The sequence below is a fragment of the Bradyrhizobium sp. 2TAF24 genome, from assembly GCF_052115025.1.
In the GTDB taxonomy this organism is placed as follows: domain Bacteria; phylum Pseudomonadota; class Alphaproteobacteria; order Rhizobiales; family Xanthobacteraceae; genus Bradyrhizobium_A.
The window spans coordinates 1-14,497 of the sequence record NZ_JBFRFW010000045.1 but is presented as its reverse complement, the minus strand read 5'-3'; the positions used below and the strand labels follow the sequence as shown (position 1 = coordinate 14,497).

At 67.1% G+C, this 14,497-nt stretch carries 12 protein-coding genes; 9 read left to right on the top strand and 3 right to left on the bottom strand.

Going from position 1 to position 14,497, the window contains the following annotated elements:
- Window positions 1-417 precede the first annotated feature (417 nt).
- Both AB4Z37_RS32760 and AB4Z37_RS32755 read left to right on the top strand, forming a co-directional pair.
- A complete protein-coding gene (locus AB4Z37_RS32760; RefSeq protein WP_441520843.1) occupies window positions 418-1,023 on the top strand; it encodes a GNAT family N-acetyltransferase in 606 nt (201 codons plus the stop codon).
- A 101-nt stretch (window positions 1,024-1,124) separates the two neighbouring features.
- Complete coding sequence (locus AB4Z37_RS32755; protein ID WP_441520842.1) at window positions 1,125-1,661, top strand: GNAT family N-acetyltransferase; 537 nt, start codon at window positions 1,125-1,127, stop codon at window positions 1,659-1,661.
- A gap of 215 nt (window positions 1,662-1,876) precedes the next feature.
- Here AB4Z37_RS32755 and AB4Z37_RS32750 read toward each other — a convergent pair whose 3' ends face one another.
- Both AB4Z37_RS32750 and AB4Z37_RS32745 read right to left on the bottom strand, forming a co-directional pair.
- Window positions 1,877-3,217 carry a sensor histidine kinase gene (locus AB4Z37_RS32750; protein ID WP_441520841.1) on the bottom strand — a complete coding sequence of 447 codons (1,341 nt, stop codon included), beginning with the start codon at window positions 3,215-3,217 and terminating at the stop codon, window positions 1,877-1,879.
- On the bottom strand, window positions 3,202-3,939 hold the full coding sequence (locus AB4Z37_RS32745) for a response regulator (protein WP_441520840.1): 738 nt from the start codon (window positions 3,937-3,939) through the stop codon (window positions 3,202-3,204). Before AB4Z37_RS32745 ends, AB4Z37_RS32750 begins: the two co-directional genes overlap by 16 nt.
- 185 nt (window positions 3,940-4,124) lie before the next feature.
- Between AB4Z37_RS32745 and AB4Z37_RS32740 the strand changes: the two genes are divergently transcribed.
- The 3 genes from AB4Z37_RS32740 to AB4Z37_RS32730 are packed head-to-tail and all read left to right on the top strand — an operon-like array spanning window position 4,125 to window position 5,822.
- The gene (locus AB4Z37_RS32740) at window positions 4,125-4,562 is read left to right on the top strand and encodes a DUF2147 domain-containing protein (protein ID WP_441520839.1); all 438 of its coding nucleotides are present in this window, start codon (window positions 4,125-4,127) and stop codon (window positions 4,560-4,562) included.
- 4 nt (window positions 4,563-4,566) lie between these two features.
- On the top strand, window positions 4,567-5,265 hold the full coding sequence (locus tag AB4Z37_RS32735; protein WP_441520838.1) for a cytochrome c biogenesis CcdA family protein: 699 nt from the start codon (window positions 4,567-4,569) through the stop codon (window positions 5,263-5,265).
- 2 nt (window positions 5,266-5,267) lie between these two features.
- Window positions 5,268-5,822, top strand: coding sequence for a redoxin domain-containing protein (locus tag AB4Z37_RS32730; RefSeq protein WP_441520837.1), 555 nt, complete (start codon window positions 5,268-5,270; stop codon window positions 5,820-5,822).
- A 433-nt stretch (window positions 5,823-6,255) separates the two neighbouring features.
- On the opposite strand, the gene mutS is transcribed toward AB4Z37_RS32730, so the two are convergent.
- A complete protein-coding gene (gene mutS / locus AB4Z37_RS32725; RefSeq protein ID WP_441520836.1) occupies window positions 6,256-8,991 on the bottom strand; it encodes a DNA mismatch repair protein MutS in 2,736 nt (911 codons plus the stop codon).
- A 230-nt stretch (window positions 8,992-9,221) separates the two neighbouring features.
- On the opposite strand from mutS, the gene pcaF reads away from it, so the two are divergent.
- From pcaF to AB4Z37_RS32705, 4 genes are all read left to right on the top strand, one after another.
- Entirely contained in the window at window positions 9,222-10,430 is a 1,209-nt protein-coding gene (gene pcaF, locus AB4Z37_RS32720) for a 3-oxoadipyl-CoA thiolase (RefSeq protein ID WP_441520835.1), read from the top strand.
- Between the two features lie 65 nt (window positions 10,431-10,495).
- The gene (gene pcaH / locus AB4Z37_RS32715) at window positions 10,496-11,197 is read left to right on the top strand and encodes a protocatechuate 3,4-dioxygenase subunit beta (RefSeq protein ID WP_441520834.1); all 702 of its coding nucleotides are present in this window, start codon (window positions 10,496-10,498) and stop codon (window positions 11,195-11,197) included.
- Entirely contained in the window at window positions 11,197-11,784 is a 588-nt protein-coding gene (gene pcaG, locus AB4Z37_RS32710) for a protocatechuate 3,4-dioxygenase subunit alpha (RefSeq protein WP_441520833.1), read from the top strand. The genes pcaH and pcaG overlap by 1 nt, the downstream gene beginning before the upstream one ends.
- 642 nt (window positions 11,785-12,426) lie before the next feature.
- Window positions 12,427-14,497, top strand: a 2,071-nt coding sequence (locus tag AB4Z37_RS32705) for a beta strand repeat-containing protein (protein ID WP_441520832.1), incomplete at its 3' end; no start/stop codon positions are given.

Here is a 14,497-nt window from a genome sequence, read left to right as displayed (position 1 = left end):
CCGTCGTTGCTCCATCACCGACACCTTGCGCCATGGCATGGACCGACTCCCTAACAGCCTGTCCATGTATTGTGATGTGTCGGCTATGTCTCCGAACACCCGTCGGTGATGTCCCCGGACTGAACACTTGACCCGGCAATCCAGCTTGCTCGCGACGTAATGTGGCTTCTTTAAAGCTGGATCACCGGGTCTTGACGCTAGTCGGCCCGGTGATGAGGCTGAGAAATGTGGAAGCGCAGCGTGAGAAGGTTTTGCCCCTCGTGCGCGCTCACCGCACACGCTCGTCTTCGGTCCATCACATGAGCCGTCATGTTCATGACCTGCCTTCCCGACAGGGCGCCGTGTCGCGGACAGCTCCTCTGCCCGCTAACGTGATGTGTGCTACAGACACGAGAGCCACTTCCGCGAGGAGCCGTCGTGAACCTGCACGCCGTGACCGCCGAGGACGCGTTCGTGCGCCTCGAGCCCCTGACGCCGACCCATCGCGACGACCTGCGGGCGGCGTGTGATGCGGATACCGAGGTCTGGACCAGCCTCTATCCCATCTCCTGGGCGGGCGCGCATTTCGATCGCTGCTGGGACTGGCTCGCGGGCGAGGTCGCGGCCGGCCGCTATCTCGCCCATGCCGTGATCGCCGGCGGGCGCTGCGGCGGGATGACCTGCTATCTCAACATCGACCGTCGCCACGGCACCGTCGAGATCGGCGGCACCTACTACCGCCCCGACTGGCGCGGCGGCCCGGTCAATCCGGCGGCCAAGCGGCTGATGATCGCCAACGCCTTCGCCGCCGGCGCCCGCCGCGTCGTCTTTCGCATCGATGCGCTCAACGCCCGCTCGCGCGCGGCAGTCAGCAAGCTCGGCGCGCAGTTCGAAGGCGTCCTGCGCCAGGACATGATCACCTGGACCGGCCGCATCCGCGACACGGCGGTGTATTCGATCCTGGCGGACGAATGGCCGGCGGTGCGGGCAAGGCTGGATGAGCGGTTAGCGGCGTTTTGCGGCGCCGCGCCGTATCGGTCCTAGCACTTCTGCTCGTGACCCGTTGCAGACGTACGACGTAGCTTGCCGTTCCTCCGAGGGACTATCTATAAATCTTAGTGGGCGACTTCGGAGCGTTTTCCAAAATGAGAGTAAATCCGACTGTCCGCGATGCTACTGAAGGCGACTTACCGGCCGTCTTGGAAATCTACAATGAAGTTATAGCAACATCGACGGCGGTATATAGCTTGGAGCCGTCTACTCTTGAAGAGCGGCGAAGTTGGTTTCGCTCTCGATGCTCAAGCGGTTTTCCGGTGGTGGTTGCGGTGGACCAGGGCGGTGACGCAATGGGCTTCGCTTCCTTCGGAGAGTGGAGGGGAACGTGGCCGGGGTACCGGTACACTGTCGAGCATACGGTACACGTGCGGCACGACGTTCGTGGTTTAGGAGTGGGGCGTGCGCTTGTTGAGGATCTGTTCCCGCGTGCCCTCGCGTTACGGAAGCACGTGATGGTCGGAGGTATTGACGCAGCGAACGAAGCGTCAATTCGCTTCCACGAGCGTCTTGGATTTGAGCGTGTCGCTCGTTTCCGAGAAGTCGGGCACAAGTTTGACCGCTGGTTAGATCTGATTTTTGTTCAACGTTTTATTGATGCTCCAGGCGCATCGCGATCGGAAACGTAAGTGCAGTGACAGTCGTCTGACGAGCGACGATCGACATCCACGGGAGCGCGGTGTCCACCTCTGGCCCGATTCGGACCTCTGATGGGGTCTGTTATCGCGCTGTCATCTGAGACACAGCGAACATGTGTGCCCCGACTGCGCGGGGGGATACGCGCCCTGGTCTGTGCGGCTCTGCTCGAATCCTGGCGTCGTAGAGCGCTGGCGCGCGTTTAGGACTATGCCGGCAACGTCACGCTCGCCGCCAACCCACCACCATTCCGGTTCGCAAGCCGCAACTCCCCACCCAGCGACACCGCCAGCCGCTGCGCGATGGCAAGGCCGAGGCCGGTGCCGCCGGTCTCGCGGTTGCGCGAGGCCTCGACGCGGTGGAAGGGCCGCAGCACGGCGGCGAGTTGATCTTCGGGGATGCCGGGGCCGCGGTCCTGTACTGTGATGGTGATCCGGCCGTCGGTGTCCCGGCCCGCGACGATCTCTGCATCGCCGGCGAACTTCAGGGCGTTGTCGACGAGGTTGGTGAGGATGCGGCGCAGGGTCTGCGGCGCGATGACGACGGGCGTGTCGATGGTGCAGGTCAGTCCGACCGGCTGTCCGGAATCGGCATAGTCGTAGGCGAGGCTCTCCAGCAGCGCGCGCAGGTCGGTGCGCACCGGTGTCTCCGCCGCGCGGCCGGTGCTGCGGGCGAGGTCGAGTCCTTCCTCGATCAGGGCCTGCATCGCGGTGAGGTCGGTCTGCAGCTTTTGCCGGAGCACGGCATCGCCCAGCAGGTCGGTGCGCAGCCGCATCCGCGTGATCGGGCTCTGCAGGTCGTGGGAGATCGCGGCGAGGATGCGCACGCGCTCGGCGACGTCGTCGGCGATGCGCCGCTGCATGGCGTTGAAGGCCTTCGCCGCATGGGCGACCTCGCGCGGGCCGTCTTCCTTGAGCGGTTCGCCCTTGAGGTCGGGGCCGAGCGCGTCGGCGGCGCGGGCGAGCCGCGCCAGCGGCCGTGTCGCCAGCCGCACCGCGATCCATGAGAACAGGCCGAGCAGCGCGAACTGCGCCGTCAGCGCGGCGACCACGAATGGCGACAGGCCGGAGTCCGGCGGCAGCATCTCCAGGGTGAGCGGCGTGCGGTCGTTCAGCGTCAGGCGCAGGTCGAAGCGCAGCGGATCGGTGCTGTCCGGCGTGGCGGTCGCCGTCACCGCGCGGCCGGGGCCGAGCTCGCGGGCCACCGCGGTCGCGACCTGGCTGGCCGTGGGCGAGGCCGGGCGGGGCGCGGACGGCGCGACGTCGAGGCGGTAGCGGTAGTTCTTGCGGTCGAGTTTGGCGACCCACTGCGGCCGCTCGGCGGCGGGGACGCGTTCGAGGATGGCGACGGAGCTCGCGACATCGCGCGCGAGATACGCCACCATCATGGCGCTGACCGCCTGGGAGCGGTCATGCAGCAGCAACGCGAGCGACAGCACGTGGGCGGCGGACAGGCCGCAGAACAGGATCAGCGCGACGCGGCCGAACAGCGACCGCGGCCACAGCCTCCAGGGGCGCGGTGCGGCGCGCGCGGTCACCGCGGCGTCCATGTCTCGACCACGGTGGAGAACACATAACCCTCGTTGCGCACGGTCTTGATGAAGCGCGGCTCGCGCGCGTCGTCCTTGAGGCGCTGCCGCAGCCGGCTGACCAGGAGGTCGATCGAGCGGTCGAACGGTTCGGTGTCGCGGCCCTGGGTCAGGTTGAGGAGCTGGTCGCGGTTGAGCACGCGCTGCGGATGGTCAAGGAAGACGCGCAGCAGGCGGTACTCGGCGCCGCTCAGCGCCACCATGGTGCCGGCGGCATCGACGAGATGGCGCTGGGTGGTGTCGAGCACCCAGCCGCCGAACGCGAGCCCCCGCGCCGCTTCGGAGACGCGCAGGTTGGCCGGCAGTGCGCGGGCGCGGCGCAGGATCGCCTTGATGCGCGCCAGCAGCTCGCGCGATGCGAACGGTTTGGCGAGATAATCGTCGGCGCCCATCTCGAGGCCGAGAATGCGGTCGGCCTCGTCGCCGCGCGCGGTCAGCATCAGGATCGGCGGTGCGTTGGGATCGGTGGCGCGCAGGTCGCGGCATAGCGTCAGGCCGTCCTCCTGCTGCAGCATCAGGTCGAGCACGATCAGGTCGACGGTCTTGTCCGCGAGCACGCGGCGCATGTCCCGGCCGCCCTTCACCGCGGTGGCGGCATAGCCGCTGCCTTCGAGATACTGCACCAGGAGGTCCCGCAGCTCGCGGTCGTCGTCGACGATCAGGATATGGTCTTTGCGGTCCATCGGTGCCCGACTGTAGCGGCTCCCTGCGGGAACGGGTGCAGGACTTTGTATCACACTGTATCCGCCGGTGGCTTCGACAGACGGCGCGACACAATCGCGGCCCTGCGGACACATCCGGGATACGCCGGGATGGTTGATGACGGTCCTGCCGGCTTCTGGCCGGCTGTTCCAGAGGACCTCATCCCATGCGCACACTTCATGTCATCGGCGCCATCATGGCCGCGGCCTGGCTGTCCGCCGTGCCGGCGCTCGCCGCCGACGGACCGGCCGGCCGCTGGCGCACCGACAATGGCAACCTCGAGGTCGAGATCGCGCCCTGCGGCGCGGCGCTGTGCGGCACGGTGGTCAAGGTGCTGGCCAACCGCTCCATGAGCGGCGGCGGCGAGATGGTGGCCGCCGACACGCGCTCGCCGCTCGGCATGACCATTCTCAAGGAGGTGGTGTCGTCCGGCGAAGGCGAATGGCAGGGCGAGATCTACAACCGCGAGAACGCCAAGACCTATTCCTGCCGCCTGTCGCTCGACGGCCCGGACCAGCTGGTGGTGCGGCCCTATGTCGGTCTGCCGATGTTCGGCAAGACGCTGGTGTGGGCGCGCGTCGCCGCGCCGGCAGAGCGGAACTAGCGCCATGTTCGATCTTCCGCTCGCCTTCGCCGCCGGCCTGCTCACCATCGCCGCGCCCTGCGTGCTGCCGATGCTGCCGATCATTCTCGGCGCCTCGGTCGGCCGGCGCGATCCGGTGCGGCCGCTGCTGGTCACTCTTGGTTTCGCGGTCACCTTCGCGCTGGTCGCATTCCTGTTCGGGCTGTTTCCGAGCGTGCTGGGGTTGTCGCAGGACACGCTGCGTGATGCCTCGACCGTGATGCTGCTGGTGTTCGGCGCGCTGATGATCTGGCCGCATCCGTTCGAATGGCTGGCGGCGCGGCTCGGCCCGCTCGCCGGGGCGGTCGGCATGGCCGGCGCCCAGGCCGGCGGTCCGGCGGGCGCGGTGCTGCTCGGCGCCAGCCTGGGGGCGGTGTGGGCGCCGTGCGCCGGGCCCGTGCTCGGCTCGATCCTGACCCTGATCGCCTCATCCCAGCGGCTCGACCGCGCGGCGCTGCTGCTCGCGGCGTATTCGCTCGGCGCGGCGGTGCCGATGCTGCTGATCGGCTATGGCGGTCAGCTCGTCTCGACCAAGTTGCGCGTGCTCGTGCGCCACACCCGCACCCTGCAGCAGGGGTTTGGCGTGGTCGTCGTGCTGGTCGCGGTGGCGACCTTCTACCAGGTCGATACGACGGTCACCGCCTGGCTCGCCAACTTCTATCCCAGCATATCCGGAGGACTGTGATCATGACACTAGCTGTTTCGAGACGCGGCCTGCTCGGCCTCGTGGCCGGCGCCGCAGTTGTCGCCGGCGGCGCGCGCGCCCTGCGCGCGGAGCCAGAGACCGTCGCCTTCCATGATTATGGCGTGGCGCCGGAGATCACCGGCATCGAGCACTGGCTGAACTCCGCGCCGCTGACGCTGGCTGGCCTGCGCGGCCAGGTGGTGCTCATCGATTTCTGGACCTACTCCTGCATCAACTGCGTGCGCACGCTGCCTTATGTCACCGGCTGGCACCGCACCTTCGCGTCCCGTGGCCTCATCATCATCGGCGTCCACACGCCGGAGTTCGGGTACGAGAAGTCGACTCGCAACGTCGAGGCCGCCATCGCCCGCCACGGCATCGCCTATCCGGTCGCGCAGGACAACGCGTATGCGACGTGGAAGGCGTTCGACAACGAATACTGGCCGGCGACCTACCTGATCGACCGGCGCGGCCATATCGTTCTCAAGCATGTCGGCGAAGGCGCCTATGACGCCACCGAACGCGCGATCGCAACCTTGCTCGATGCGAAGGCGTGAGCCGGCTGCAATGAGGGTGGCCTCAATGCCGGCATTTCGATCGGCCGCGATAGCTGCTGCAGCACCGCTGGTGCCGATCTGTGCCGATCGAGATTCCGGGTCTGGCCCTTCGGGCCATCCCGGAATGACGACTCCCAAATACGGCGTTGCTATGCGGCGCTTTTCCGGGGCGTGCAGCGTTGCGGCATTTCTCAGCGTCATCACCGGGCCGACGCGAAGCGTCGTGACCCGGTGATCCAGCTTTGATTACAGTTCGTCATATCGGGAGCAAGCTGGATGCGCGGGTCAAGCCCGCGCATGACGCCGTGGGGATGACTGGCGCCCAAAATCAATCGGACAGTGGCGGCCCATGCGTTGCATCTCATCGGCCTCTATGGTTCGAGACGGCGCTGGCGCGCCTCCTCACCATGAGGGTTGGAATCCGCCGCCGGCCTCAGCCGCCGTCGGCGGCCTTCTTCTTCAGCGCGTAGAGCGCTTCCAGCGCCTCGCGCGGCGACATCTCGTCGGGATTGAGCGCCTTGACCGCGTCCATCACCCGATCCGCCGGGCCGGGCGGCGGCGCTTCCACTTCCGCACGTGTGGTGATCGCGAACAGCGGCAGGTCGTCGGCGAGCGCTCGCGCCGTCGAGGAGCGGTCCTGTGCCTCCAGCTTCGCCAGCACCGACTTGGCGCGGGTGATCACCGGCGACGGCAGGCCGGCGAGCTTCGCCACCTGGATGCCGTAGGAGCGGTCGGCGGCGCCGGGCAGCACCTCGTGCAGGAACACGACGTCGCCGCGCCATTCCTTGACCCGCACCGTGGCGTTGAACAGCCGCGGCAGCCGCGCCGACAGCGCGGTCAGCTCGTGATAGTGGGTGGCGAACAGCGCGCGGCAGCGGTTGGTCTCGTGCAGGTGCTCGATGGTCGCCCAGGCGATCGACAGGCCGTCGAAGGTGGCGGTGCCGCGGCCGATCTCGTCGAGGATGACGAGGGCGCGTTCGCCGGCCTGGTTGAGGATCGCCGCGGTCTCGACCATCTCGACCATGAAGGTCGAGCGGCCGCGGGCGAGGTCGTCGGCGGCGCCGACGCGCGAGAACAGCCGGTCGACCACGCCGATGCGGGCGCGCTTCGCCGGCACGAAGCTGCCGATCTGCGCCAAAAGCGCGATCAGCGCGTTCTGGCGCAGGAAGGTCGATTTACCAGCCATGTTGGGACCGGTGATCAGCCAGATCTGGCCGTGGCCCTGGCCCGGCGCGGGCGACAGGTCGCTGGCGTTGGCGATGAACGGCTGGCCGTCGCGCTTGAGCGCCTGCTCGACCACGGGATGGCGGCCACCCTCGATGGCGAAGGCGAGCGATGTGTCGACCTCCGGCCGGGCGTAGTCGTGATCGACCGCGAGCTGCGCCAGAGCGGTTGCGACATCGAGCATCGCGAAGGCATGGGCGGCGGCGCGCAGGTCGTCGCTGGCGGTCGCGACCTCGGCGCTGAGGCGGTCGAAGATCTCGAGCTCGAGGCCGAGCGCGCGTTCGCCGGCATTGGCGATCTTGGCTTCGACCTCGCTGAGCTCGGTGGTGGTGAAGCGCACCTGGCCGGCCAGCGTCTGGCGGTGGATGAAGCGGGCGTTGAGCGGCGCCGTCATCAGGCGGTCGCCGTGCTGCGCGGTGACCTCGACGAAGTAGCCGAGCACGTTGTTGTGGCGGATCTTCAGCGCCTTGATGCCGGTCTCGTCGGCATAGCGCGCCTGCATCGCGGCGACCACCTGGCGGGATTCGTCGCGCAGCGCGCGGGTCTCGTCGAGATTGGCGTCATAGCCGGCGCGCACGAAGCCGCCGTCACGCTTGAGCAGCGGCAGCTGTTCGTCGAGGGCGCGGGCGAGTTCGCCGGCGAGGGCGCGCGACGGCTGGCGCAGCGCCGCGATGGCGGTGGCGATTTCGCTGCCGTGCTCGGCCATGCGGCCGAGCAGGGCGAGCGCCTGGTCGGCGGCATGGATGCCGTCGCGTAGCGCGGCGAGGTCGCGCGGGCCGCCGCGGCCGACCGACAGCCGGGCCAGCGCGCGCGAGATGTCGGGTGCGGTCTTGAGCGCGGCGCGGACGTCGGCGCGTGTGCCGCTATCGGCGACGAAGGCGTCGATGGCGTCGAGCCGGCGCGTGATGCCGGGAACGTCGGTCAGCGGCGCCGACAGCCGCTGCGCCAGCAGGCGTGAGCCTGCGGCAGTGACGGTCATGTCGATGGCGTCGAGCAGCGAGCCGCGCCGTTCGCCGCCGAGGGTGCGGATCAGTTCGAGGTTGGCCCGCGTGGCGGAATCGATCGCCAGCGTAGTACCGGCGACCTCGCGGCCCGGCGGCGACAGCGGCGGGCGCTTGCCGACCTGGGTGCGGTCGATATAGGTCAGCGTCGCCGCGGCGGCGGTCGCCTCGACGCGCGACATCGCGCCGAAGCCGTCCATGGTGGCGACGGCGAAATAGTCGCATAGCCGCCGCTCGGCGGTGGCGCTGTCGAACACGTCGCGGGTCAGCGGCGTCACCGCCGGCAGGGTGCGCAGCAGCGGCCCGATCTCGGCATCGCCGTACAGCGCGTCGGTGACAATCACCTCGTTGGGGTTGATGCGGGCCAGCGTCGCCGCGAGCTCGGCCACCGCGCATTCGGTCACCATGAACTCGGCGGTCGAGATGTCGATCCACGACAGCCCGATGCGGTCGCCGCCCGGCGACGACGCGCGGGCGCGGGCGATGGCGAGGAGGTAGTTGTTGGTGCGCGCGTCGAGCAGGTTGTCTTCGGTGAGGGTGCCGGGGGTGACGACCCGCACCACGTCGCGGCGCACCACGCTCTTGTTGCCGCGCTTGCGCGCCGCCGCGGGGTCCTCCATCTGCTCGCAAACAGCGACGCGGTGGCCCTTCTCAATCAGGCGATGCAGGTAATCGTCGGCGCGCTCCACCGGCACGCCGCACATCGGGATGTCCTGGCCGAGGTGCTTGCCGCGCTTGGTCAGCACGATGCCGAGCGCCTTGGAGGCGGCTTCGGCGTCCTCGAAGAACAGCTCGTAGAAGTCGCCCATGCGATAGAACAGCATCAGGCCGGCATGGGCGGCCTTGATCTCGAGGTACTGTTCCATCATCGGCGTCAGCTTCCCGATCGGCTCGGGCGCCTGGTCGGCGGGATGGTACGCGGGGTTGGCAGGCTGGATCGTCATGGCGGCGCAAACTAGCAAAGTTTGTCCGGCCGATCCTGCCATTTGCTGGAATTGTCTGGGGTTTTCCCCGCTTCTCGGTTCAGGAGGTGAAACTGGGGCGGCCGCGGCGCGGCATGGCCCTGCGCGCAGCAAGCATTTGATTTCCTTCGCGCCACTTCCTAAAACTCGGCGAACCAATGACCCTTGTCGCGCCGATACGGGTCGGGAACGAAGTGTGAGGGAGCCTCAACATGCGTGACGTTTTTGTGTGCGATGCCGTACGGACGCCGATCGGCCGTTTCGGTGGCTCGCTGGCGAAGGTGCGGGCCGACGATCTCGCCGCCACCCCGATCAAGGCGCTGATGGCCAAGCACCCGAACCTCGACTGGGCGCAGGTCGACGAGGTGTATTTCGGCTGCGCCAACCAGGCCGGTGAAGACAACCGCAACGTCGCGCGCATGGCGCTGCTGCTCGCAGGTCTGCCGGATACGGTGCCGGGCGTTACGCTCAACCGTCTGTGCGCCTCGGGCCTCGACGCGGTCGGCGCCGCGGGCCGCGCCATTCGCGCCGGCGAGATCGAGCTCGCGATCGCGGGCGGCGTCGAGTCGATGACCCGCGCGCCGTTCGTGATGGGCAAGGCCACGGAAGCGTTCCAGCGCTCGGCCGAGACCTTCGACACCACCATCGGCTGGCGTTTCATCAACCCGCTGATGAAGCAGCAGTACGGCGTCGACTCGATGCCGGAGACCGGCGAGAACGTCGCCGAGGAGTTCCAGGTGTCGCGCGCCGACCAGGACGCGTTCGCCATCCGCTCGCAGCAGCGCGCTGGCCAGGCGATCGCCGCCGGCTACTTCGCGCAGGAGATCGTTCCGGTCTCCGTGCCCGGCGGCAAGGCCGGCCCGATCACCGTCGACAAGGACGAGCATCCGCGCCCTGAAACGACGCTGGAAGGCCTCGCCAAGCTCAAGACCCCGTTCCGCAATCCCGGCACCGTGACCGCGGGCAACGCCTCGGGCGTCAATGACGGCGCCGCCGCGCTGATCCTGGCGTCGGAAGCTGCCGTGAAGAAGCACGGCCTCACCCCGCGGGCGCGCCTGCTCGGCCTCGCCTCGGCCGGTGTGCCGCCGCGCATCATGGGCATCGGCCCGGTGCCGTCGACCCGCAAGCTGATGGAGCGTCTCAAGCTCAAGATCAGCGACTTCGACCTCATCGAGCTCAATGAGGCGTTCGCCTCCCAGGGCATTGCCGTGCTGCGCCAGCTCGGCGTCAAGGAAGACGCTGACTTCGTCAACCCGCATGGCGGCGCGATTGCGCTGGGACATCCGCTCGGCATGAGCGGCGCGCGCCTCGCGCTGACCGCGGTGCATGGCCTCGAGACCCGCGGCGGCAAGCTCGCGCTCGCCACCATGTGCGTCGGCGTCGGCCAGGGCGTGTCGATCGCCCTCGAGAAGCTGAACTGAAGGCTGGCGTCACGCCGGCGACACGACACGGCGCGGCCGTTTGGGCCGCGCCCGGAGGATCTCAAATGACGCTCGTCTATCCGCGCAGCAGCACCGACGCGTTCGGCCCGCGGCTCTTTCCGGACTACAAGAGCACGGTCAAGCGCGCGCCGCAGAAGCCCTTGATCATCATGCCGCACACCCTGTCGGAGCTGACCGGCCCGGTCTACGGCCACGAGACGGTGCGCGAGCACGACAGCGATCTCACCGTCCAGCACACCGGCGAGCCGATCGGCGAACGCATCATCGTCCACGGCCATGTGCTCGACGAGGACAACCGCGGCGTGCCCAACGCCCTGGTCGAGCTGTGGCAGGCCAATTCCTGCGGCCGCTACATCCACACGCGCGACCAGCATCCGGCGCCGCTCGACCCGAACTTCACCGGCGCGGGCCGCGCGCTGACCGATGCGAACGGCTATTATCGCTTCGTCACCATCAAGCCCGGCGCCTATCCCTGGGGCAACCACTACAACGCCTGGCGGCCGGCCCACATCCACTTCTCGGTGTTCGGGTATTCGTTCCTGTCGCGCGTCGTCACCCAGATGTACTTCCCGAACGATCCGCTGTTCCCGTTCGATCCGATCTTCAACTCGGTGACCGACGAGAAGGCGCGGCTGCGCATGGTGTCGAGCTTCGATCTCGACAACACCAAGCCCGACTGGGCGCTGTGCTATCGCTTCGACATTGTGCTGCGCGGTCGCAACGCCACGCCGCAGGAGACCCACTGATGACCGGCCTCACCCCTTCGCAGACCGTTGGCCCGTTCTTCAAGTACGGCCTGACCCCGGGCGGCGAGTACACCTGGAACGACGCCTTCACCAATGACCTCGTGACCGCGGACACCGCCGGCGAGCGCATCCGCATCGAGGGCCGGGTGTTCGACGGCGACGGCAAGATCGTTCCGGACTCCATGCTGGAGATCTGGCAGGCCGACGCCCAGGGCCGCTACAGCGATCCAAAGGACAGCCGCGCGCTGCCCAACAGCTCGTTCCGCGGCTTCGGCCGCTGCGGCACCAGCAATGCCGGCGAATTCTCGTTCCACACCGTCAAGCCCGGCCCGGTGCCGGGCCCGAACGGCACCACCCAGGCGCCGCACATCCTGCTCGCGGTCTACGCCCGCGGCATGACGCGGCAGGTGCAGAGCCGGATCTATTTCGAAGGCGAAGCGGCCAACGCCAGCGATCCGATCCTGGCGCTGGTGCCGCCCGACCGCCGCGCCACCCTGATCGCCACGCCCGATCCGGCCAAGCCCGGCGTCTACCGCTTCGACGTGCACCTGCAGGGCGACCAGGAAACGGTGTTCTTCGACGTGTAAGAGCGCGACGGACGGCAGGATTGGATGACAAAGGAGGGCGTCGCGATCGCGGCGCCCTTATTCTTGTGTGAGAGGTGTTCAGCCCTGTAGCCCGGATGAGAGAAGCGATATCCGGAAGGCCGAGTGATTGAGATCCCGGGTGTCGCTGGGCTCACCTGGGCTACGCGCTGAGCAATAATCCGTCATCCTGAGGTGCGAGCCAACGGGTCCGCGCAAAGCGCGGCCCGATGACAGGCTCCGCGAGCCTCGAAGGATGAACGGCCCCCTAAGCCATGGCTCGGGCCGTCGCCCTTCGCGGGACCAACTCAGGGTGACGGATGACGTTGCTCGCATCCACCGCGCTCTCGATTGTCAGGTCGTTGCGACCACAAGTTCCTCGACATTGTCAGGAGGCCGAAGGCCAAAAGCGCACGGAATCCTCAAAAATCATTCGAATTCCCTCGAAATCAGAAAATATCAGCGAAATCTCAGAATTCATCCGGCCCCATTTCAGGACCATGCCGCGACGCCCTGACATAAGGCAAAGGGACATGACGAATACGATGCGGGGAATACGGTCGAAAAAGGCGCGGGCAAAGGCAGGGGCCTGAACGCGCGTAGAACCGCAAGCCCCCGCGTTCAGGCCGGGGGAATAATTATATAATGTCTTCACGGGTGCTTTCAGCTTCGCCGCGCGGCGTCATGGGCGGCCTGTTGCGCGCCGCATTGCTGGCCTCGACGGCGCTGACGGTCACCAGGTACCTGGCTCCGGCGCAAGCGGCCGACAGGGCGTGGCTCTCCAATCCGGGCGATGCCAATTATAATAACGCCTCCAACTGGAGCGGCGCGGTGGTGCCGTCCGGTGGGTCCGACACGGCCGTTTTCGGCGCCTCGACGCAAACCAACCTGTCGATCACGTCAGGGTCCGTCGTCGGCGGCTGGACGTTCAACGCGGGCGCATCGAACTACACCTTCGGCGTCAACAATGGCGTAACCCTCAGCTTCTACGGCGCGGGCATTATCGTCAATGGCGGCAGCGCGGCCATTACGAACAGCGGCTTCGTGAAATTCTTCAACAACAGCAGCGCCGGCAGCGCCACTATCACCAACGGCAGCAACGGCTACCTGCAATTCTATGACACCAGCACGGCCGGCAGCGCCGTCATCATCAACAACAACTACATGTGGCTCTACGGCAACAGCACGGCCGGCAGCGCCACCATCACGAACAATTTCGGCCTAACGTTCTTCAACAGCAGCACGGCCGGCAGCGCCGTCATCACCAACACCAGTTACCTGAATTTCAACAACAGCAGCACGGCCGGCAGCGCCGCCATTACCAACAACAGCAACCTGCTTTTCAACGACAGCAGCACGGGCGGCAACGCCGCCATCACCAACGGTGCGGGCGCCACCACCGATTTTTCGAACAGCACCGGCCTGAACCGCGACCACAAGCTGAGCGCGGGGTCGATCGCGGGAGCCGGTACCTACATTCTTGGGGCGAACGAACTGACGGTCGGCTCGAACAATCTCTCGACCGAGGTGAGCGGTGTCATTTCGGGCGCCGGCGGCTCGCTGGTCAAGACCGGAACCGGCACTCTGACTCTGTCGGGCGCGAACAGCTACACCGGCGGCACCACGATCAGCGGCGGCACCCTGCAACTGGGCAATGCCACCAGAACCGGCGCCATCGCGGGCGCCGTGACCGTGGGCGCGGGTAGCAAATTCAATGTCGTCAATGCCGACACCAGCGCCATCACCAGCATCACGAACAGCGGCAACACGCTTTTCAACGCTGGCACCAGCGCGGGCAGCGCCACCATCACCAACAACAGTTACCTCTATTTCCTGAACAGCAGCACGGCCGGCAGCGCCAGCATCACAAACAATTTCGGCTTGTTTTTCAAAGACACCAGCACAGCCGGCAGCGCCGCCATCACCAACAACGGTGCCTTGAATTTCAACAACACCAGCACGGCCGGCAGCGCCACCATAACGAACAACTCTAGCCTGAATTTCAACGGCACGAGCACGGCCGGCAACGCCGCCATCACCAACGGTATGGGCTCCACCACCGATTTTTCGAACAGCGCAGGCGCGAACAGCGACCACAAGCTGAGCGCGGGGTCGATCGCGGGAGCCGGCACCTTTAATCTCGGGGCCAACGAACTGACGGTCGGCTCGAACAATCTCTCGACCGAGGTGAGCGGAGTCATTTCGGGCGGCGGCTCGCTGGTCAAGGCCGGAACCGGCACGCTGACCCTGTCGGGCGCGAACAGCTACACCGGCGGCACCACGATCAGCAGCGGCACGCTGCAACTCGGCAATGGCGGCGCGAACGGTTCGATCGTCGGCAATGTCACAAATAACGGCACGCTCGCCTTCAATCGCTCGGACATCTCGACCTTCGCCGGCAATATCTCCGGCAGCGGCGCAGTGCGGCAGGTCGGCTCGGGCACAACGATCCTGACCGGCACGAACAGCTACACCGGCGACACCCTTGTCTCCGGCGGCCGGTTGCAGTTCGGCAACGGTAGCGCGGGCTGCGCTAACACGCTTGGCGGCAACGTGAACGTGACCGCCGGCACGCTGGCGATCCAGACGCCGGCGACCGTGAACGTCGCGCAGACCGTGACCTTCGCCGACAATACTGCGCTCTCGATCGTCGCAGGCACGAACAGCCCGGCGCTGTCGGCCGGCAGCGTTTCGATCGGCAACGGCGTCGCTTCTT